This is a genomic window from Chitinophaga silvisoli (assembly GCF_003412465.1).
Lineage (GTDB): Bacteria > Bacteroidota > Bacteroidia > Chitinophagales > Chitinophagaceae > Chitinophaga > Chitinophaga silvisoli.
Window position 1 is genome coordinate 50654 of sequence record NZ_QTJV01000017.1, and the last position, 21862, is coordinate 72515.

Below are 21862 nucleotides of genomic sequence, written 5' to 3' on the forward strand. Positions count from 1 at the left end.
TAAAAGCTTCCCCGTACCGACTGCCTTATCTATTGCATGGAGAAGTTTTGAGATCCTAAAAGCAGCCTGGTAAATCCGATGATTAGTTTGAAAAGAGAATAATTAGCGTATCAGAAAGACACACTAATTTTAAAATCGTATTCACTACTCCTGACAATCATCCAAGACTTCTAACAATCACTCTCAAGACGCATCATTCGTCACCGGCCCATTCCCCGTCCTCGTTCCCAAATGGGCCGGCCTATCCTTCGTCTGATTCCTCTTACCTGCATACGAAGTAATAATCGACACAAACGAACCAGTCGAAAAATTCAACAAAAACGCGTCTATCACCACCATAAACAACCACCCCGCCGGATGATCCCGCTGCGTATTCGCCGGCGCATGATACAACGCCGTTCCTGCCTGATCAGGAGAAACGATATCCGGATGAAATGCCAATGTCGCAATCACCGCAATGATAATCGATAAGATCGTACCCGCCGCAGCAGCCAAATGCCCCTCTATCAACATAGACACTGTCCGCTTACTTACATATGACCTCCTGATCAAAATTAAATTGTAAACCAGGATCACAGCGCCAAACACAGCATTCCCAATATACAGGAGATAACTACTCTCATAACTCGCCCTCATCAAATGCGCCCACAAAAATATACTATACCCAATCGCAGCTACCAGCCCAACGATTATATACTCTACTATCTGACCCTTGGTATAAAGCGGATTTTTCATAATTTTCATTTGAAAAAGGTGTGCAAATTATATGCACCTTAGCTAATTGCCATATTTTCAATACTAAGCACTCAAACATTGAGGATACAAAGAAACACTGCTGTTTCCTTTATACCTCTTGCAAACTTATCCTATGCACCATTCCATCCTGATAGCCAGCATCCTCGGACCTGTTTTAATCGCTCTCTCCACTTCCGAATACCTAAACTTTAAAATCTGGGAAAATACCCACCCCACTCTCGTATACCTCAATGGACTCTTCCTGCTTACTGGAGGACTCATCATTATCCGCTTACATAATGTATGGACACCCGCCTGGCCAATGCTCATCACAATAGTAGGCTGGCTATGCTTCTTCGCCGGTTTATTCCGCATGTTCTTCCCCACTCAAAAACAATTGCCGCTCAACTATGTGTCTAAAATTGTTATGCTGACACTCTTCATGATAGGCATCTTCTTAAGTTACAAAGGGTATTTCTACACCTGATTTGGAGCATTCAACAAACTTATCCGGACGATCCGCATTACCTGTTCACAACCTTATCTAAAAAATCCATAACCTTATCTGAAAACTTCCCACCCTCATCTGGAAAGTATTCACGACCTCATCTGGAAAACCTCCCAACCTCATCTGGAAAACATTCCCAATCCCTCCTCACTGGCATGATATTTCGCGCCTATCTCCAAAACTCCACCATGAACGAAAACTCATCCGTTGGCCAAAAACCAGCTGTCAATGTCAGCAATACAGAACGTATCCTTTCTGCTGTAGCAGCAGGCTATCTCTTATACAGCGCTGCCACTGGCAATAAAGCACGTTTAGTAAAAGCCGGTTCCGGCGCATTCCTGTTATACAGAGCCCTCTCCGGCAATTGTCCGCTCTACAGCGCCTTAGGCAAAGCACGCAAACCTGATCCTGTAAAAAACATCAACGTACGTGCTGTTGTGACCGTCAACAAACCTAAAGATGAAGTCTACACCTTCTGGAGAAACCTGGAAAACATTCCCCTGTTCATGAAGCATATCAAATCAGTGACCACCATGGACGATGGCCGCTCTCACTGGGAAGCCAATATTCCAGGGATGTCCTCCCTCCTGAGCTGGGATGCTGAAATTGTAAAGGAAGAAGAAGGCACTTTGCTTGGCTGGAACTCTTTACCAGGCTCTGTCATCGACAACGCTGGCAAAGTCACCTTTGCCGATGCCGGCGAGAATGGTACGGAAGTCAGCATCGTCATCACCTACCGTGCCCCCTTCGGTCCTGCAGGCGAAAGCATTGCCCGCTTGTTGAACCCCATCTTCAAAAATATGGTGAAAGAAGACCTGCGCAACTTCCGCCGCTATTTTGAAACAGGAGAAATACCCACCATCAAAGGACAGCCTTCCGGCAGAGAAGAGACAGCTACCATTTTGTAAACCCAAAAGATATTTTTATGAAAGCATTATGCTGGAACGGTACCCGCAAACTGAACGTGGAACGGGTATCAGACCCTTCTATCCTCAACCCGAAAGATGCTATCATACGGGTGGCTTTGTCCTCCGTCTGCGGCTCCGACCTGCACCTCGTGAATGGATTCATTCCAACCATGAAAGCAGGGGATATCATCGGCCATGAATTCAATGGTGAAGTCGTGGAAGTAGGATCAGAAGTAAAGAAACTGAAGAAAGGAGACAGGGTTGTTGTAGGTTCTGTGATCGGTTGCGGTGAATGCTATCACTGCACACACGATGAGTGGAGCCTGTGTGACAACTCCAATCCTAACGCTGTTTACCAGGAGAAACTGTTTGGCTATCCTACCGCTGCAATCTATGGTTATTCACATTTATTTGGTGGATATGCAGGTAGTCATGCTGAATATATTCGTGTAGCCTATGCCGATAATGGTTGCTTTAAAATCCCCGATGGCATTTCATGGGAACAAAGTCTCTTTGCATCCGATGCATTGCCTACCGGCTACATGGCGGCAGACATGGCCGTAAAACCAGGAGACATTGTAGCTGTATGGGGCGCTGGTGGCGTAGGACTCATGGCAATGAAAAGTGCATGGCTGAAAGGGGCCGCACGGGTGATAGCAATTGACAGGTTTGACTACAGACTGGCTTATGCAAAGCAGGAATGCAAAGCTGAAATCATTAATTATTCGGAGGTGAATGTACTGGAAGAGCTGAAAGAACTCACCGGTGGCCGTGGCCCTGATGTATGCATCGATGCGGTAGGGATGGAAGCCAGGAGCAGCAATAAACTGGAGTATGCGTATGATAAAGTAAAGCAAAACCTGCGCTTGCAACCAGACAGGGCTGCCGTATTAAGACAGGCAGTGATGGCTTGCCGGAAAGGGGGAACTGTTTCTGTGGTAGGCGTGTATTCATCGCTGGTAGATAGTTTTCCAATGGGCATCCTGATGAACAAAGCACTGACCATTAAATCAGGGCAGATGCATGCACAGAAATACATTCCTCATTTGCTGGACCTGCTGCAGAAGGGAGAGCTGGATCCTGAATTCCTGCTCACGCATAAGTGGCCACTGGATGCAGGGGCTGAAGGGTATAAAATGTTTAATGATAAAGCCGATGGTTGTATGAGGGTTGCGTTTAACCCAAGTGTGATGGCGTAATTGGAAAGCCTTCATACTTCGTGTATGGAGGCTTTTATTTTTAATTCCTAAACGCAGTATTTTTCTCAAAATTACATCCTTATTACCAGAGATATTTCCATCACTTCTCTATTCTACTACTTTTTATTCACAGTTACTTACCAATAGACAAACGGTTATTGGCCCCTTACTATCTTCATTATTAATAAAAGAGACCTCCTACATCAGCATTATTGAAAGTATCCGAAAAGATTATGCATACCTCGCGGGAAAATCGTAAATTTCTACCCAATTTTAATAAATTTATTCTTTCAGGTCTCAAATTTTTAACACATTCCACATCATCCCATTATGAATAAGCGTCTCAGTCTTTTATTCCTAATCCAGGTGCTTTATTTACAGCTTTCCGCGCAGGTACAGGTCAAACAACTGCTTACGGAAGGACTAAAAGATCCACAAAGTATTGACAATGCCCATCCACGCTTCAGTTGGAAACTAAGTACCGAGCAAAAAAACACCCTTCAATCGGCTTATGAGATCACTGTGATGGATGGAAAGAAAACCACCTGGACAAGTGGTAAAGTCTCTTCTGACGAGACCTTGCATGTACCCTATGAAGGCGCGGCACTCAGTCCCGGCAAACAATATAGCTGGAAGGTAAAGGTCTGGGATAACCATGGTCATACTGCCACCTCCACCGAAGCTGCCTATTTCCGTATGGGCATTACTGCATGGAAAGCGAAATGGATAGAGCCCGGCTACCAGGAGGCTGCCAGTAATCGCCCTTGCCCTATCTTCAAAACAAGTTTTCATCCCGGTAAAAAAATAGCCTCCGCTATTGCATACATCACCAGCCATGGCTTGTACGAAGCTCAGATCAATGGCAAGAAAGTAGGTAATGGTTTCCTCACACCCGGTTTCACCAGTTACAATAAACGCCTGCAATACCAGGTATATGATGTGACGAACTTACTGCAACCAGGTGATAATAATATTGAAGTGACAGTCGCCTCCGGCTGGTACAGGGGCACTATCGGCTGGGGTACTGATAAATATGGTAAGACACTCGGCATCTTATACCAGATGGAAGTCACCTATACCGATGGCAGCAGCGAAACTGTGATCTCTGACGGCAATTGGAAATCAGGTACCGGCAAGATCACCTACTCCGAAATCTATAATGGCGAATGGCAGGATAACCGCATCACCACTACCAACTGGAGCGGTGTGAAAGTACTGGACATTCCCCTTACCAACCTTGTTGCCAGCGTGACACCACCAGTGACAAAGCATGAAGTATTCAGCAATATCAAACGCATTAAAACACCTGCTGGTGAAGATGTGATTGACTTTGGTCAGAACCTTTCCGGCTTTGTTCATTTTAAGGCAAGTGGCAATGCAGGTGATAGCATTATTCTTGAACATGGTGAGATCCTGGATAAGAAAGGTAACTTCTACAACGCCAACCTGCGTACAGCAGCTGCAACGGACATCTTTGTGTTGAGTGGTAAAGGAGAAGAATACTTTGAGCCACATTTTACCTTCCATGGTTTCAGGTATGTAAGAGTGAAGACAAAAGCGAAGCTGACGAATATCGAAGCAGTGGCCACCTACTCAGATGTTCCTGCGACCGGGATCTTTGAATGTTCTAATCCTATGATCAATCAACTCCAGCATAATATTCAATGGAGCCAGGTGGACAACTTCGTAGACATTCCTACTGACTGTCCGCAGCGTGATGAGCGTCTCGGCTGGACAGGAGATGCACAGGCCTTTGTACAAACGGCGACCTTCAATCGTAATGTGAATACATTCTTTACAAAATGGCTCCGTGATTTGGCGGCGGACCAGCTACAGAATGGTTCAGTGCCTTATGTGATTCCCAATGTACTGGGCAATGACGCTGCAGGTTCTGCAGGCTGGGGTGATGCTGCGACAGTAGTGCCATGGACCATGTACGAGGTGTATAGCGATAAGCGGTTACTGGAGAACCAGTATCCTTCTATGAAAGCGTGGGTGGATTTCATCCAGCTCAATTCACCTAAGAACATGTGGGCAACAGGCTCCCACTTTGGTGACTGGTTGTCTTATAAATCAGAGAATCGTTCAGCTGATACCTATACTTATATTACGACACAGTGTTATTATGCATTGTCTACGCAGCTGGTCATTAATGCAGCGCGCGTGTTAGGTAAGCAGGAGGATGTGGATAAGTACACCGCTTTGCTGAAAAAGATCAAGGACGCATTTTGTGCGGAGTATGTAACGCCGAATGGTCGTATCATGTCGAATACACAGACATCTTATGTATTGGCATTAGCATTCGACATGTTGCCCGAGCATATTCGTCCTATGGCGGCGAAGCACCTGGCGGATGATATAGCGAGTTATAATAATCATTTGACAACGGGTTTCCTGGGTACTTATTTATTGTCAAATACCTTGACAAGGTTTGGGTATACGGATGTGGCTTATAAGTTATTATTGCAGGATACGTATCCTTCCTGGTTGTATCCTGTGAAAATGGGGGCGACGACGATATGGGAGCGTTGGGATGGTATGAAGACGGATAGTACGTTCCAGACCATAGAGATGAATTCATTTAATCACTATGCATATGGGGCGATTGGCGATTGGATGTATAAGAATGTGGCGGGAATTAATATGGATAGTGCAAGTACAGGGTTTAAGAAGATTGTGATCAGGCCGAGATTGGGAGGGGGATTGACTTATGCGAAGGCGGGTTATGAGAGTGGGTATGGGAAGATAGGGGTGGATTGGAAGATCAAGGACGGGGGTACGTTTGTGATGGATGTGGAGATACCGGCGAATACGACGGCGGTGATATATGTGCCTGGGAAGGAAGGGAAGCAAGAGGTTGGATCGGGGAAGTATCATTATGAGGCAGTGATTAGTAAGAATTAATTCATAGTAACAAAAGAGGTTGTATCAAAAGTAAAATTCCCGGAATTTAATTCGGGTACCTGACGGAGAGAATTTTTGTTTATGAAATTCTCAATGCCTTCAGATTACTTTTGATACGGCCTCTTTTATTTTGGCTAAGGAGTAAGAGCAGGTCGTTCGAACTAAACAAAAAGTCATTCCACAATAACACCAAAAATTAACCAGGACAGGCATTCAGGCCCCTATAATAAATCCCCTTTCCCCTCATTCCCTAATTTATATACCCTAACTACCCATCAAAATCCTATATTTAGGCCTGATTGCTATCAACAGGAGGATTTTATGGAAAATACAAAGAGTCTTACGGAATTTATTACCGATTTTGAGCGAACACTAAAACATATTTTTTACGAGAAAAATGATATAAATCAGCTGAGCCTTCAGCGCGGCTTGCCTGATAATATATGGAAGGACATCATGGACATGTCCCCTTTATCTGTCGCTATACCTACAGAATATGGCGGGAGAGGTTGTAATGTAAAGGAATGCCTTTCACTGCTCTCCGCCGCTGCCTATGAATCTTTACCGCTGTCCCTTACTTTCGGAATTAACATCGCTTTATTTTTGGAACCGCTTTCCAAATACGGTAATAACAAAGTCAAGAAGGATGTCTTTGACAACTTCCTTCATCACCAGGCAATGGGTGGTCTTATGATCACCGAGCCTGACTTCGGCAGTGATGCGTTGAATATGATGACGGCATACAAGGAGCTGGAGAATAGTTATAAGATCAAAGGTTCCAAACACTGGCAGGGTTTAACCGGCCAGGCAGATTACTGGTTGATTGCTGCAAGAAAGGAACAGGCAGATGGCAGTTTGTCGAGAGATGTGGATTTCTTCCTGGCAGATAATAATAAGAAAGAGCAAACCATTATAGTTGAATCCTATTACAATAACCTCGGTTTGTACATGATTCCTTATGGTCTGAATAAAATCGATATTGAAGTACCTAAGGAGCACCTGCTCATTCCGGAGACGACCGGTATCAAGATGATGCTGGACATCCTGCACAGAAGCCGGATGCAGTTCCCGGGCATGGGCATGGGCTTTATCAGGCGCATGCTTGACGAGGCCCTGGATCATACCAAAAACAGGATTGTGGGGACGGGTAACCTATATGCGATGGACTCTATTAAGTTCCAGCTGTCCAGGATCCAGACGGCCTTTACAATTTGTTCAGCTATGTGTTTTAAGAGTAGCAGGATGAGCGGTATTGAGCATAACCTGGCTACAGAAGGGCTGGAGGCGAATAGTATGAAGGCCTTGGTAACGGACCTGATGCATGAGTCAGCCCAGTTGTGTTTGCAATTGTCTGGTGCAAATGGATATAAGATTAGTCATATAGCGGGCAGAGGTATTGTGGATAGCAGGCCCTTCCAAATCTTTGAAGGCTCGAATGAGATGCTGTATACACAGATTGCAGAGGCGGTGAGTAAGAAGATGAAGCGGCACCATACGAGTAGCCTATACGATTTTCTGTCTACTTTCCCGCTTACACAGCGATCTTCGGAGTATTTTAAAGAACAGCTTGCTGTGGATGTAACGGAGACCCTGACACAGCGTAAGTTGGTGGATCTCGGGAAGATTATTAGCAGGCTGATTTGTACGGACTATACCCTGGAGATGGAAGATGCCGGGTTTAGGAAAGACCTGGTGGAGAATTGTATTGGGAATGTGAGGATGGAGATTGCGCATCTGGTGTCCAATCTTGGTATTAAGAATTTGTCGACTCCGGTGGATGAGTATAGGGCGGATAGTGATTGGCTGTCGTTTATTTAGGCTCAATTAAGTCTTTTAATGATCACTAAGAAAAAGATGCCTGATGAATTGGCTATCATCTATATAAGCTCAATTAAGTCTTTTAATAATCATTAAGAAAAGATGCCTGATGATAATGAAGAGGTTTTTTATGAGTATTGAAGAGGGTTTCCTTGAAAAGGAGTCTTTTTTCAAATGACAATAGAGCATATTATTCAATCTTTCCTCTAAAAGGACTATATGTCCTTTTTTTATATATCTATGTCAACATAAGCGCTTACCCCGGCGCTTATGTTTGTTCCAGTAGCAAAATAATCGTACCTTTGTCATGATTTAGCACATGTCTGGCACTTTAAATATGCTAAATGCTTATCCAACACTAAATAGCGATCCAGACTAATATTTCACTACATTTTTTCTTATCAATTGAGATGATAGTTAACCTTGTATTGGATACAACTATCTATTGATTATTTTTTAACACGGATCAGTTCCATGTATCCTCTGGAAAATTGATCTATTCTTTCACCAATTTATTAAACTATGGCAATTAGCTGGAATAAAAAGACAAAGGAAAATAAAAAGAGAATCGCAAAGCAGCAGAAGGAAGAAAAGAAAGAAGAGCGGAAGAAGAATGCTGTAAAAGGACAGAGTTTAGAAGAGATGATGGCCTACCTGGATGAGGATGGTAATCTGACGACTGTACCACCTGAAGAGAGAGCGAAATTGAAAAAAGAAGAAGGCGAGCAGGAATAATTAAAGGGGCGCTTCCCCTTTAATTCCGCTGTGCATTTTTTTGTTTTGTGGAGATCCATTGCTTGAGGCAGTTTTTTTGAATGCCTATGTCAGGCTCTTGCTTAGTTATGACTATTTTAACCCATCAATAAATCCTTCAAAAATATAATTCAAATCACCAGGGTATAATGCGTACTTCTCCCACCACCGCCTGTATACATTAACGCACCTATTTCAACCAGATCCTGCAAATCCCTTGTAGCAGTCGCTTTTGAAGCCTTGGTAATCGACATATACTTCTTCGCCGTCATCCCGCCCTCAAAACCCTCCGGCCCAGCATCCAGCATTTTTAAGATCGCTTTCGTCTGGCGTTCGTTCATTTTATCTCTCAGTACATCCATGAACTTTGTCTTTTTCAAAGTGAAGACCACCAGTTGTTTTGCTTCCAGCTGTGCCTTCAGAATCGTATCTACAAAGTAATTGATCCACTCAGTGATCTCATTCCCTTTTTGGGCAGATTTGAGGTGCTGATAATAGGCATTCTTATTCGCTTCTATTGTACGTGAGATACTTAATAATACAGGCCTGCCAATGGTCTGGGACAAGGCTTTTTCGGCTATTGCCCTTCCTATGCGGCCATTGCCATCTTCGAAAGGGTGAATAGATTCAAAATAGAGATGTGCGATAGCAGACCGGATGGCTGGGTTCCTGATAGCTTTCTTTTGGCCAGGGGCAGTATCGTTGAACCAACGAATAAATTGGGTCATTTCTTTGGAGACAATGGCTGAGGGTGGTGCTTCGAAATGGACTGTCTCCTTACCGAAAGAGCCGGATATTACCTGCATGGGAGCGGTTCCTTTTCGCCAGGCACCAATATTAATATGACTTGAGCCTTGCATCAAAAGGCAATGCCATTCGAACAGTGTTTCTTTGGTCAGTTTCTGTTGATAGGTGTTGCGCACGGCAACCATCAATTCACCGGCTCCGGCGGCTCTAAGGTCTTTCAATGAATGTTGGGGAGTAGGTAAACCTAATTTATGACGGATAGAAGAAATGACATCCTGGCGGCTGAGGAATTCACCTTCAATGGCGGATGTCTTTAATGCCTCTGCTACCATAGTTTGGATAACAACCTCCTCCTGCAGGTCAACTGGAATAGAATCCAGCATGCCCGTCACATACCCTGTCTTCTCCGCAAATTCATACAGCGAATATTCGATTTCCGATGTAGTACTGTAGGAAAACTCAGGCCAACCCGCCTGTTGCCAATTATACTTCATGAGCCGAATAAATTAATTATTCGGCTCAAATATACTTATTTTTTGAGCCGAATAACACATTTCCAAAAAATACTTTCAATCGGGACTCAACAGAGATTTTCTCATCCTTTATCTACCCTGATCCCCGAAAACTTTTTCCCTCCAGCTACCTATTCCTATTCCTGTTCCTGCTCCGTTCCTATTCCTGTTCTTATTCTTATTCCTATTCCTATTCCTGTTCCGTTCCTATTCTTATTCCTATTCCTTCACCTTTACCATCCTAAGCGAAAAACTTTACTCAAACCATTCAGTTCTTTATCACTTTCGCCCTCACACAGGTAAAAGCCAGCATTTACAATAAAAAATCCCCGCCCCGCAACAAACCCGCATCCGAGGCTGGACGAAACCTATTAGTTTCATGACAGATCATGAATGAATGTTCAAATCATCTGAGCGGTACTATTAAACAAACGGGAATTCAGGAGATAAATGTCAAAATGCAAAGAAGATAATGCGGGCCGGGAGTCTATTCGCTCATATATGTTGAGGGAATCATCTCATGCATTACTACCTGGAACAATATCCAGGAATAGGTGGCGGCTAAGGTTGATACGCGCATGTAAAAAACCGGTGCCTCCATCCTCTACCAATAACCTGCCTTTTAATAAGCGACGAATATCACTGTTCACTATTGTACTCAAATCTATTTCGACACATCTTTCTCCTTTTTCATTTATATATCCAAAATATTGCCGGTAATATTTAGCCAATTTATATTCAGTATTGCCAGCTCCTAATAATTGCTCTGCAAGTGCAACATCATCACAGGTAAGGTTGATGGAGTCTTTGAACACTATAGCTGTATAATCCTTTCCTTTACAAAGAAATGAATTGTCATTCTTCGTATGTGCATATACCCAGGAAATATCGTATGCTTTTTTTGTTAATTCGGTCACCAGGGCTTTATTATCCGCCACTTTCAGCGGAATGCTTACCTCTCCATAATCGCCCACCTGGTAATTGATGCCCTTATCCTGTAATACAAGTTGCAGGTTCTCTGAAAAGCCATTGAATAAAGGATAACTACGAGTATATGTCCTATCAGGATCCAGCCCTGCCGGCTCAAATGGTACAAAGTTCGTAGATACATGATGATCCCATATCGCATAGCTAATGCCAGCAATTAGTAATCCGGTAATTAGTAATCCAGCTATTATTAAATACTTCTTCATTATGCCCCGCCTTCATCATATGTTAAAAACAATAACTTTCCCTCGCTAAAATCAATAAAGGCATTCAAGATCCTATCTCCGGCATCTTTCATCGCCCCCATCCCACTGAATAATTCAGGAATTCTTCCCTTCAATGACAATTCAATGCTAAGCATCCGGTGATCGTTATTTTATGACCCAACATATTGCCGTTAATAATCTGGCAATGGTTGCTTAATATGCCATTGCTTCAGGTCTGCTACCTGCAAAATTTGCTCAGCCAATTTCACATCTTCACAGCTGAGGTTAATTCCCTCCCTATTAAAAGGCTCGCCTTGTAAAAATACAATTCCCTGGTAATCTTTACCTGCACAAGGCATGCAAGGATACTCCATTTTACTATGTGCATACTACCAGTCAACCCGCTGTGCATCGGCTATCATTCCCGATATTAATGATCTATTCAGCATTACTTTCAATGGTACCAGGACCTGATTAAACCTGCCAGACTTGTAACGGAGCTGGTGATTGCTCAACATAAACTGCAGGTCCCGTTCATCAACACCATCCAATGTGATCGGCACATAAATTAACGAAATTCCACATCATCCCACAAAAGCCAGGGCCACAAAAATAATAACTACTTTTGTCGACATAGGTAATAAATATCACTCTTCGCCTCCACCCTCACAAATTTTGCAATTTCTCCGCCGAATCACACCCTTATCTCCCTCAAATCCCCCAATTTCACCACCATCTTTTTACCATATTTCCGTTCATAATCTGTAAACCCATCATACGGCTCCAACTCGCCAAAGTCAATCCCCGTCTCCCTCCCCACCTGCTGCACACTTACCTGGTAAGTCTGGTAAGCACCATATTCAAACTCCAATGTCTTCAATTCCTTCTCCTGACTAATCATATATGCTGTAGCAGACTTACGGCCATCCCCAGTTACAATCGCTACAACCTTCCAGAATGCCAGCGGCACTAACGCATCCCTATACACTAAATCCTTATCTGTGAAGACAGGCCCTGTGAATACGCTGACCTGCATCCCTGCTGCTTCCGCATTATGCAGGATATAATCTTCCAGTCCTAACCAGGTCTGCTGATTCACCGCCGCCATCTGCGGACAACTATTCGTAAAGTGAAACGTATCTTTATTCGCCAACAGGGCAACTGCTTTCGTACCCCAGACAGGATCATCTCTCCGCACCATATGTCCCCTGTCCAATTTGTTATTATCATACAATGCATCACCCCACTGATCGCTTTTATCTAAGCGGCCATCATAATACCAGGCTGTTTCCCGGGGTACATTCCGCACTGCCTGTTTACCATCAATATTCACAGCCGTGATAATCGGCAATCTTCTTTCGGCAGACATCACCACCGAGAAATGTTCATAATTCAGTACGTCCTTTCCCGTATCTTTTCCATACCGGATCTGCCTGATAGTAGTAGCCGGCGGCATAGGCAATGGCAGCTCCCATCCCTTTAAAAAGGAAGCATCATATCCAGTGCGGTTATCAAATTCCTTTGGATCTGAAACCTGCTCTTGTCCTGCCTTTGCTAAAACCAGGTCACCTAAACGGACCATCGATTCGAAGCTGGTATGTTGTGTACGCATACCGTATAGTTAACAACAAATATGCCCCGGAATAATTCTATCTTTAACTTAATAAATTTTTAATCCATGAAGATCCCAAACGCATTCAACGACATCATTAAAAACCACCTTAACGTGAACGCAGCATGGCTACCGATCACCAATACATTCCAGTTGGGCGATTACGGTATTTTCTCGGATGGTGTCTTCATGCAGCTCGGTAATATCAAAGAATTCGGTATTGAGTTCGACACCGCCGAAGGCCCGGATAGCAGCATCAATTTTACTTCTTCTGAAACCAGTGTGATCAATTTTTCCGGCGGCGCACAGGTAGACGTGATCCCGCCTACAGCCGTAGATGCAAAGGTGACTATGAAGTTCGGTAACAAAGGTTCTTTCTTTGTGAAGTCTCCACTCATCAAGGTCAAAGTGATGCAAAACATCAACCAGATCGGTGCCAGGCTCAAAGATACCGAAGGCTGGAAAAGGAAATGGAAGGTGGTACACCAGGTATATCATGCGAAGGATGCAGCGATCTTTTCCACGATTGCAGCAGATACCGACCTCACGTTTAGCGGGAACGTAAAGGCACTGCGGGAATTGAATTTAGGTGCTGCCAGCATCAGTGTTAATACCTCTAAAGAGATGGGACTGGAAATGCATGGCAAAGCGGGGATCATCGCGCTTGGATTGTTCAAGCTACGTTGGCTCGGTGGCGGTGTACGATCTATGGATGTCACCCACCAGGAGATCGATGTATTGCATGGAGAAGTAGAAGATGATGTATAGTTTTATCCAACCTCACCTCCTTTATCGTTTCGAAGCAGAAGAGGATGTGTAGTTTTATCCAGCCTCACCTCCTTTATCGTTTCGAAGCAGAAGAGGATGTGTAGTTTTTATTCCAACCTACTTCTCTTATCGTTTCGAAGCAGAAGAGGATGTGTAGTTTTTATTCCAACCTCACTTCTCTTAGCATTTCGAGACAGAAGAGGATGTATAATTTTTATTCCAGCCTCACGTCCCTTATCGTTTCATTGCCCGGCAGGTCAAATACAACAATTTTGACCTTGCCGCCCGGCGGTAGAAGGTCCGCTTTGTAATACCAATCCACGCCATTCCTGCCTAAGATGGCATTACCTCTTTCCACCTGTGCACCTTCCGCATCCAGGATCCATACTTCCACACTAGCCACCCTGAATTCGTCTTTTACAGTCACCACAATGGTCTCTTCTTCGAAGCGGATGTTCTGCACTTCAGGGGAGTTATAAGCATCTTTTACAGCCATATTATAGGCATTCTGACCGGGACCGGCCAGCGACTTATAGTACGCCTTGATCTCCGGATCCTGGATGATCACCTTCGCATAGGCCGCAGCTACCTGCATTTTATACCTGGCTTCCAGCTGTTTCGTTGTCGGCTTGTTCTTTGAAGGGCCACGCTTTTTCGCAATGATAATCTGCCCATTTCTTTCGTAGATGGTAAACTGATTGCCAAGGGTGCCCTTGACATGTTCGAACAAGATATGGTTCTTAATTATTGCCATAAAAACAATTTTGAGGTTACACTATTAAGGTAAAATTTATTACCTGGATATAATGCTTCTTTTACACTAAATGAGTACTAATACGCCATCAAAAGGTCACCTGTATATCGAATGGATATTGAAGTGACCTTTTAGTGTCCTTATGGTGACCTTATAATATTATAGCTTAGCTATATAAACGACGAAGCCTCCAAAGCTTAATTGCTTTGGAGGCTTCATGTATAAATTCAGCTTTTTTTAAATCGTTCCTTTCTTCATTTCCTTCACCGCATAATCCACTGCTCTTGCCGTCAGCGCCATATAGGTCAGACTCGGATTCTGGGTACTGGTCGATGTCATACAGGCACCATCCGTCACAAATACATTCTTCACCAGGTGCATCTGGTTCCATTTATTCAACAAAGAGGTCTTCGGGTCATGCCCCATTCTCACACCGCCCATTTCATGGATGTCCAATCCGGGCGCTTGTTTTGAATCGCGGGTTTTCAGATCTGTAAAACCAGCTTTGGTATACATCTCCGTCATTTGTTCGAAGAAGTCTTTCACCATCTTCTCATCATTGTCATCATACCCGATATCGGTATGTAATAATGGAATGCCCCATTCATCTTTCTGGTCTTTGTCCAGGAAGAGGCGACTCTGTTCTTTTGGAATCGTTTCTCCCATCATATGCGAACCCACAAACCAGGGGCCCAGGTCTTTCTTAGACAGATTATCTTTCAGTTGTGTGCCAAAACCATCCTGTTTGGAATAAGATGGCCGCATGGCATGGAAACCGGCAGCATAGCCCCTGAGGAAGTCAGTCTCCTGTTTGACAAGGTTCCTGAACCTTGGGATGTAGGCACTGGTAGGGCGTTTGCCATCCGTCGTGTATTCCAGCAGCCCTTCGTACTTACCGGTGATGACTGCGCGGTAATTGTGGAAAGCGAAGTACTTGCCCAGCAGGCCATTGTCATTCCCCAAGCCATTCGGGAAGCGATCGGAGGTAGAGTTGAGCAGGATGATGTTGGTGTTGATCGCAGCTGCATTTACAAAGATCACCGGTGCGAAATATTCAGTAGCGGCTTTGGTCTTAGCATCAATTACACGTACGCCGGTAGCCTTCCCTTTCTGCGCATCATAGATGATAGAATGTACGACGGAGTCGGGTTTCAGGGTCAGATTGCCGGTCTTTTCCGCCCATGGAATAGTAGAAGCATTGCTGCTAAAATATCCACCAAAGGGGCATCCACGCTGACAAAGGTCACGTTTCTGGCATTGCATCCTGCCTTGTTGTTTATGGATTTCCTGGGGCTGCGTTACGTGTGCACAGCGACCATAAATCACATGTCGGTCTTTATAGTTTTTGCCTACAAAGTCTTTGAAGTATTCCTCTACTTTCGTGAGGTCCATCGGTGGCAGGAATTCGCCATCGGGCAGACCGGGTAAGTTGTCCTTATTACCGGAGATGCCGGCGAACTTTTCCACATAGCTATACCATGGAGCAATGTCTTCATACCTGATGGGCCAGTCAACAGCAAAGCCATCCCTGGCGGGGCCTTCGAAGTCGTAGTTACTCCATCGCTGTGTTTGCCGGGCCCAGAGCAGGGATTTACCACCTACCTGGTAGCCGCGGATCCAGTCGAATGGCTTGTCCTGAACGTAAGGATGTTCTTTATCTTTGACAAAGAAGTGCAGGGCATCTTCCTTGAAGGCGTAGCATTTACTCACCACCGGGTTGTCGTCCTTTTGTTGTTGGGTCAACTGGCCACGATGCTTAAACTCCCAGGGCATCATGCTGGTGGTGGGGTAATCTTTCAGGTGTTTAACGTCTCTACCTCTTTCGAGTACTAAAGTCTTCAATCCTTTTTCCGTGAACTCTTTGGCTGCCCAGCCGCCGCTGATACCCGATCCGATTACGATCGCATCAAAGTTGTGGCTGGTATCGCCTGTATTGATATGTGGCATACAATTTTAACCTTTATTAACTAATACACTTCCGTGGAATCGCCCGGGTACGAGCTCGTATGGGAATACTTTGGTGAGATAATATTCTGATCCGGTATAGCCCTGAATCAATAAGTCTTTGTACGTATGGTAAAATGAGGAGGCTGGGGATGCATCAGGAGCAGTCTCTTCCATTTTTTTCAGGAAGGTGTCGTCTCCTTTTTTCCATTCCTTTTGGAAGGCCTGGAGACCGGTTTTGAATTTCTCCTGGTCTGCCTTCGGGTAGCAGTCATCCATGATTGTCATGGCGTACTGGTCGGCCTTGACCTGTCTGGCACCGGGCTTTTCGCCACCGGGGATGATGACATCGGCAAGGGAAATTAAGGTGGCTTCCTCATCACTGTTTAGGTCGATATTTTTCACTTTAAATTCCGGTGGCTTTTTGTCGTGGAGACACGAGGGCAAAATAGCCAGCCCGGCAGAAACGAACAGGACCTGTTTTAATGCGGTTCGTCTGGATACAAGCATTGGCGCGTTAGTTTTTCATTACGGACAATAAGGTAGTGGGAATAATCAGGATTTCCAAACATTTGGGATGAGTGGGGGTGGAATTCAGGGGCAGTAGAAAAACCAGATCTCTGCGTGATCGCATTGGTAGCATTGGGCACGTGCGGCATACAGGAGGTCAAAAGTGTGGATGAGAGATTGGTAGGTGCTGCTGTCACCATAAGAAAAATGTACACCATGCAGGGTGTCGGCGTTTTCGATGATTTCCTGGACGCTTAGTTGGGCGAAAGAAAATTTGATAGCATCCTTCTCTTCATCGCCGGTAAAATGAATATCGATGAAATCTCTTTTTACATGAAAGTTGGGAAAGCTGATGTAGTCGATGAATCGTAGCCTTTTGGGCCGCCAGTTATAAAACTCCCAGAGGCAGGTAATGCTGATTAATACAAAGAAGCCTGCACTCAGGGTAGGTAATAGGAATAAATTCTTTTTCATGCATAGTAGATGCAGGAGGCATTACTTTCCATAAACCTTCATGTCCCAAAGCATGCCGCCGAATGTAGCGCCGATGATCATGTTGAACAGTTGATACCTTAATACAACCGGCGATGCGAGTACACTAAAACCGATATTGACTAACCAGTAATAAGTGACGATGGTGAGGGCGTATCTGAAATGTTCATTGGCGATGGCGCGGCCTTCCTGGTAGAGATACTTTATCCATCCGATGGCGAAAAAGAGGAGGATGAGAAGCATGAGATAGGGGTAGAAATTGAAGTATTTCAGTTCTGCGCCGGCACGCTTATAAATATGGGTGGTGTTGTAATGGAACCAATCTTTAGCAACAGGCAGGACGCTGTCCAGGCCATCGTTATAGACAGCGAGGTTTTCTGCCGGCGGGAGCATGTATTGCAATAGATTTGGCCAGATGTAGTATTGGATGTAGGGTACGGGATAGCGGGCAATTAAATATTTTCCATAGTCATTGAGCAGGGGCGCTACCTGGGCCATTTTTCGGAGATGGCTGGCATTGTCAGAGATGTTTTGTGCACCGGTTTCAGGTTGCAGGGGCGATCCCGGATCCCAGATAAAATAGGCCATGATAGGGCGGTCAGGCCTTTGGGACATGGGTACGGAATCGAGCCATTGGTGGACGCGGGAGTGGATATCTTTGAACTGTGGAGGAACGGTGTCCTGGGATCTTTTATTGGCGGGGATATGTACATAAGCATACACAGCGTTGTTCGCCATTTGCCAGCCGCTGAATACAGAGAATTGCCGGCGGCCCATGTGGGTTTCAGTTTGACGGGTGGTATAGAGTATGAAGGCACCGACGAGGAAGATGGTCATGGCGATGGCCCATGCTTTCACGGTGGCAGAATACTGGCAGAAGACGATGACGGTCATGCTGATGACGGGGTAGATTAAGGCATGATAGCGGACGGTAAATGCGAGTAATAAAACGAGTAAGTGCAGTGATAGCAGTAGTAAAGTAGGTTTGTAGGTAAGGCGGAATAATTGTGCCATCCACACGAGGCTGATGCCGATAAAGTAAACATCGCTGGTGACATAATTACTTAAGTAGAGAATAGCGGGATTGAGGAAGATGAAAATGAACATGGTCCATTGCAGCCATTTGCTGCAGGGTCTCAGGGCGAGCAGGGTATGGAAGTAGAATAGTCCGCAGATGTGGTAGATAAATAATTGCAGGAATACCAGCAGGTGATCACAGTGAGAAAAGAAACCGGCAAAGCGGATCAGTTTTGCATAGCCCACAGGCCATAGATTAGCGTCGATATTGGTAGCAGCACTCCGCAGGTAATTGTAGGAGTCCTGCATAAAATTGGGGAATGGGTACAGGTATTTGATTAAAATAAACTGCAGGACCATTGTGACTCCTGCTAAGAAACAGTAATGGTAACGCATTCTCATCATACGGCAGGAATTTAATGATTTCTTTGAATATAAAGTTAGGAGATGCAGTATACAATCATTAAAAAAATTAAATGAGGTTTAACCAAATGTTAACTATTCTCAAATTTTACTTTATTAGTTTAGAGGATAGAAATAAAACGTGCCAGCATGCAAAAAGACCTTATCAGGATATTTGAAGAACAGGCCCCAAATGATTTATCCCATTTCTTTTACGACAATGCCATTGCCATTGACCAGCTGATTCAGCAATATGAATCCTGGAACCTTTCCAATACGCGACAGCAAATGCAATGTATCCATGAGATCAGGAAGGGTATTCGCCAGCGAACGGCTGACAATGGCTGGACGGATATTGATGGCCTGGATATTTGTTACCAGTTTATGCGACCGGGGGTACCAGCTATAAACATAGAGGCGGGGTTCACGGCAACGCGTACACAGGCGGCGGGTGAATTTGTGATTAATATAACGACAACTGGTATACAGGCCTGGAATCATTATGAAGACAAGTTGCTGCAGGTGTACAGGGAGTATGAGCCGGTGATAGCGATGCAGAAGACGATCTTGCGGGTGGCGGCGATTGGGGGTGCGGAACAGGATAAGATCCTGGAGGCACTTCAACAGGTATACGCTTTTTTACATAAGTTGTGCGGGCAGGCCAGGGAGTACAAGGTGACGGTACCTGGGTTATCCTAATCCCAATCATAATCAATACATTAACAGCTCCATTTCAATTCAGGGCCCCTTTTCCTTCCTGCGGATCTTCAGTTATCTATTTTATCTTTTTTATTTTATTAACAAGTCATTAACCACTCACCCCAATCAATTTATTAGTTTAGCACAATGCTGGTCAATGGCGATAAGAAGGGTAGTCATTAAGATGGATTAGAGATATTAACTATTCCGGTATTGGAACACAACTTTGCTGTAGTGGAGCGTAATATACCCCAAACAGTTTGAATACCAGGCATTGTTCAAACCCTGCTGACAAGCTACCTTACTATTTGATCATCATATTCATGATTCATGTATTCATGTGAAAATGTTAACTGCCTTATTTAGAGGCATCATCGGGATCGCCGTTAAACAACACGATTATGTATCCAATATTGCATGATGAGAACAAGCTGCTTCTGATTGACCGGTTTCTTACGGAGTATGTGCATGCCGGGCATGTGCCGGCGGAGTATTTGCAACTGGTGATTCCGAATGCGGGATTGTATTTTGAGTCGGACGATGATTTTGACATGTTATCTCAGCATATGCAGTTGGGTTATTTTTCAGTGTGGTTACATGATATATTTGCGAAGCGGGATATCGTGTTGTGTCCATATACACCTTATCATTTGTGGGCTTTGCATTTTATGTATGAGGATACCTTGCGGGCGGAGACGATTAAGATGCCGGAGTTTATGTTGGAGGAGCGGCAGTGTAATTTGTTTAATTTGTATTCGGAGATGCACCGGGTGCCGATGAAGGCGGGGCAGAAGGTGTTGTCGTTTCATATAAATATAATGCCGGTGAATGTGCCGAAGTTGGTGCAGCAGTATCCGGGATTGTATAATTTGGCGAATAAGCGCCTGGAGAAGATCAGTGGGGTGATTAATGACAGGCCTTACAGGATAAATGCGGTGTGTAATTATCTTATACAGAGTATTGTGTCGTGTAAGTATGTGGAGGAGATTGCGCAGTATTATTTGCATAGGTGTTGTGTGGATTTGTTTTTGAATTTTTCATTGCAGGATGCGACACCGCCGCCGACGATACAGTTGTTTACGCCGATACAGACGGTGATGTTGCATCAGGTGTTTAATTATGTGACGACGAATCCGCATATGAGGCATAGTGTGGCGGAGTTGGCGAATATGTTTAATATGCCGGGGGTGCAGTTGGCGCAGGGGTTTAGACATCATTTTTGTATTGGGATAACGCCGTTTATTAATATGGTGAGGATGATGCATGTGTATAATAGTATTATGCAGAAGTCGTTTTCGTTGGGGATGATAGCGGCGGCTACGGGGTATAGGAATGCGATGGATATGTTGAAGGAGGTGGATGGGTATTATGAGTGTAATGTGATGTTGTTGAGGAGGGAGCAGTAGGTGGGGTGGATTTTTGGGGAAGTTTAAAGAGAGCTGTGGGGTGTTTGGTGGGGGTGAGTGAAGGGTGTGGGTGAGAGTATGAGGAGAACTATATTGGGTGTAGCGGTGAGGTGAGAGTTGTGGGAGCTGTGTGGTGAGAGTTTGAGGTGAAGCTTTGAAGTGAGAATTGTGGGAGCTGGATGGGAGGAGTTATGTAGTGAGGGTGTTTTTTGTCTGGGAAGTAGCTTTTTAAGGCTATTACCAGATTTATCACATGATGATTTTTTGGCTTATCATTTCATTTCCGGTATTTTTAGGAAATGGAAATTCAAGAGATAGAAACCCGGCTTGCCAATGATGCAGCATTTCGTGCCTGGGCAAGTGAGATACTTATTAAGTTTGTGTATACCCCTGCTTCTTCTGACGAGACTGATGGATTACATAAAGTCATTACTGATTATAGTTACGCATTAGATATCCTGGATCGGTATGATCACCGGAGTCTTACAATCGATGGTATTCATCCAACATCTGCCTTTGTAGCGACGTATGATAGTGCGATGCATGCGATAAAGGGGCTACGGGATATGTTTGGAGGGAGTCGGTTATTTGGGAATGAGAAGGATGATTCATTTAAGGGATCGATTGCAAATATTTACCAGTCTTTCGGTGGGAAGGATTTATACCCGAGTATAGAGGAGAAGGCGGCGCACCTGCTTTATTTTGTAGTAAAGAATCATTCATTTTCGGATGGGAATAAGCGGATTGCGGCCTTTTTGTTTGTGTGGTTTTTGGAGAGGAATGGGATCTTGTACAGGAAGGATGGAGGGAAGCGGATTGCAGATAATGCGCTGGTGGCGATGACCCTGATGATAGCAGAAAGCAAACCGGATGAGAAGGATATTATGGCGCAGGTGGTGGTGAATTTGATTAATGAGGATAATAGGTGATGGGGGGAAATGGCTGGAGGAATGCGTGAATGGGGATGAGGGACTAAGTGAA

Annotated in this window: 21 protein-coding genes; 10 read left to right on the forward strand and 11 right to left on the reverse strand. The window is 44.5% G+C overall.

The genetic code is table 11. From position 1 onward, the window contains the following. Positions 1-183: 183 nt before the first annotated feature. Positions 184-735: a hypothetical protein gene (locus DXN04_RS30910; protein WP_147320113.1), complete on the reverse strand. Its 552-nt coding sequence runs from the start codon at positions 733-735 to the stop codon at positions 184-186. A 133-nt stretch (positions 736-868) separates the two neighbouring features. On the opposite strand from DXN04_RS30910, the gene DXN04_RS30915 reads away from it, so the two are divergent. The 6 genes from DXN04_RS30915 (at position 869) to DXN04_RS30940 (ending at position 8807) form a co-directional block, all read left to right on the forward strand. Next, positions 869-1222: a hypothetical protein gene (locus DXN04_RS30915; RefSeq protein ID WP_116857299.1), complete on the forward strand. Its 354-nt coding sequence runs from the start codon at positions 869-871 to the stop codon at positions 1220-1222. Positions 1223-1431: 209 nt separating this feature from the next. Next, entirely contained in the window at positions 1432-2151 is a 720-nt protein-coding gene (locus DXN04_RS30920) for an SRPBCC family protein (RefSeq protein ID WP_116857300.1), read from the forward strand. Positions 2152-2168: 17 nt separating this feature from the next. Beyond that, positions 2169-3350 carry a zinc-dependent alcohol dehydrogenase gene (locus tag DXN04_RS30925; RefSeq protein WP_116857301.1) on the forward strand — a complete coding sequence of 394 codons (1182 nt, stop codon included), beginning with the start codon at positions 2169-2171 and terminating at the stop codon, positions 3348-3350. 330 nt (positions 3351-3680) lie between these two features. Next, positions 3681-6254, forward strand: coding sequence for a glycoside hydrolase family 78 protein (locus DXN04_RS30930; RefSeq protein WP_116857302.1), 2574 nt, complete (start codon positions 3681-3683; stop codon positions 6252-6254). 321 nt (positions 6255-6575) lie between these two features. Further along, the gene (locus tag DXN04_RS30935) at positions 6576-8072 is read left to right on the forward strand and encodes an acyl-CoA dehydrogenase family protein (RefSeq protein WP_116857303.1); all 1497 of its coding nucleotides are present in this window, start codon (positions 6576-6578) and stop codon (positions 8070-8072) included. Between the two features lie 522 nt (positions 8073-8594). Next, complete coding sequence (locus DXN04_RS30940; RefSeq protein WP_116857304.1) at positions 8595-8807, forward strand: hypothetical protein; 213 nt, start codon at positions 8595-8597, stop codon at positions 8805-8807. A 149-nt stretch (positions 8808-8956) separates the two neighbouring features. On the opposite strand, the gene DXN04_RS30945 is transcribed toward DXN04_RS30940, so the two are convergent. From DXN04_RS30945 to DXN04_RS30955, 5 genes are all read right to left on the reverse strand, one after another. Next, positions 8957-10066 carry a Fic family protein gene (locus tag DXN04_RS30945; RefSeq protein ID WP_116857305.1) on the reverse strand — a complete coding sequence of 370 codons (1110 nt, stop codon included), beginning with the start codon at positions 10064-10066 and terminating at the stop codon, positions 8957-8959. Between the two features lie 536 nt (positions 10067-10602). After that, complete coding sequence (locus tag DXN04_RS30950) at positions 10603-11277, reverse strand: hypothetical protein (RefSeq protein ID WP_116857306.1); 675 nt, start codon at positions 11275-11277, stop codon at positions 10603-10605. Beyond that, complete coding sequence (locus DXN04_RS34975) at positions 11277-11432, reverse strand: hypothetical protein (RefSeq protein WP_158569248.1); 156 nt, start codon at positions 11430-11432, stop codon at positions 11277-11279. Before DXN04_RS34975 ends, DXN04_RS30950 begins: the two co-directional genes overlap by 1 nt. Before the next feature lie 234 nt (positions 11433-11666). Beyond that, positions 11667-11840: a hypothetical protein gene (locus tag DXN04_RS34980; protein WP_158569250.1), complete on the reverse strand. Its 174-nt coding sequence runs from the start codon at positions 11838-11840 to the stop codon at positions 11667-11669. Positions 11841-11971: 131 nt separating this feature from the next. Then, on the reverse strand, positions 11972-12889 hold the full coding sequence (locus DXN04_RS30955; protein WP_116857307.1) for a DNA/RNA non-specific endonuclease: 918 nt from the start codon (positions 12887-12889) through the stop codon (positions 11972-11974). Between the two features lie 66 nt (positions 12890-12955). Between DXN04_RS30955 and DXN04_RS30960 the strand changes: the two genes are divergently transcribed. Continuing rightward, positions 12956-13657 (forward strand): hypothetical protein, encoded by a 702-nt coding sequence (locus tag DXN04_RS30960; RefSeq protein ID WP_116857308.1) that lies wholly within the window; start codon positions 12956-12958, stop codon positions 13655-13657. A gap of 214 nt (positions 13658-13871) precedes the next feature. On the opposite strand, the gene DXN04_RS30965 is transcribed toward DXN04_RS30960, so the two are convergent. The 5 genes from DXN04_RS30965 to DXN04_RS30985 form a co-directional block, all read right to left on the reverse strand. Beyond that, positions 13872-14411, reverse strand: a complete 540-nt coding sequence (locus DXN04_RS30965) for a hypothetical protein (protein WP_116857309.1) — start codon at positions 14409-14411, stop codon at positions 13872-13874. 237 nt (positions 14412-14648) lie between these two features. Next, positions 14649-16358, reverse strand: a complete 1710-nt coding sequence (locus DXN04_RS30970; RefSeq protein ID WP_116857310.1) for a GMC oxidoreductase — start codon at positions 16356-16358, stop codon at positions 14649-14651. A gap of 6 nt (positions 16359-16364) precedes the next feature. Further along, positions 16365-16865 carry a gluconate 2-dehydrogenase subunit 3 family protein gene (locus DXN04_RS30975; protein WP_116857311.1) on the reverse strand — a complete coding sequence of 167 codons (501 nt, stop codon included), beginning with the start codon at positions 16863-16865 and terminating at the stop codon, positions 16365-16367. Between the two features lie 84 nt (positions 16866-16949). Further along, positions 16950-17339 (reverse strand): hypothetical protein, encoded by a 390-nt coding sequence (locus DXN04_RS30980; RefSeq protein WP_116857312.1) that lies wholly within the window; start codon positions 17337-17339, stop codon positions 16950-16952. Between the two features lie 21 nt (positions 17340-17360). Continuing rightward, positions 17361-18683, reverse strand: coding sequence for a hypothetical protein (locus DXN04_RS30985; protein ID WP_147320114.1), 1323 nt, complete (start codon positions 18681-18683; stop codon positions 17361-17363). A 243-nt stretch (positions 18684-18926) separates the two neighbouring features. Here DXN04_RS30985 and DXN04_RS30990 point away from each other — a divergent pair, with 243 nt between their 5' ends. From DXN04_RS30990 to DXN04_RS31000, 3 genes are all read left to right on the forward strand, one after another. Further along, entirely contained in the window at positions 18927-19475 is a 549-nt protein-coding gene (locus DXN04_RS30990) for a hypothetical protein (protein ID WP_116857314.1), read from the forward strand. Positions 19476-19876: 401 nt separating this feature from the next. Next, a complete protein-coding gene (locus DXN04_RS30995) occupies positions 19877-20881 on the forward strand; it encodes a hypothetical protein (protein WP_116857315.1) in 1005 nt (334 codons plus the stop codon). Positions 20882-21180: 299 nt separating this feature from the next. Next, positions 21181-21810: a type II toxin-antitoxin system death-on-curing family toxin gene (locus DXN04_RS31000; protein WP_116857316.1), complete on the forward strand. Its 630-nt coding sequence runs from the start codon at positions 21181-21183 to the stop codon at positions 21808-21810. Positions 21811-21862: the final 52 nt, after the last annotated feature.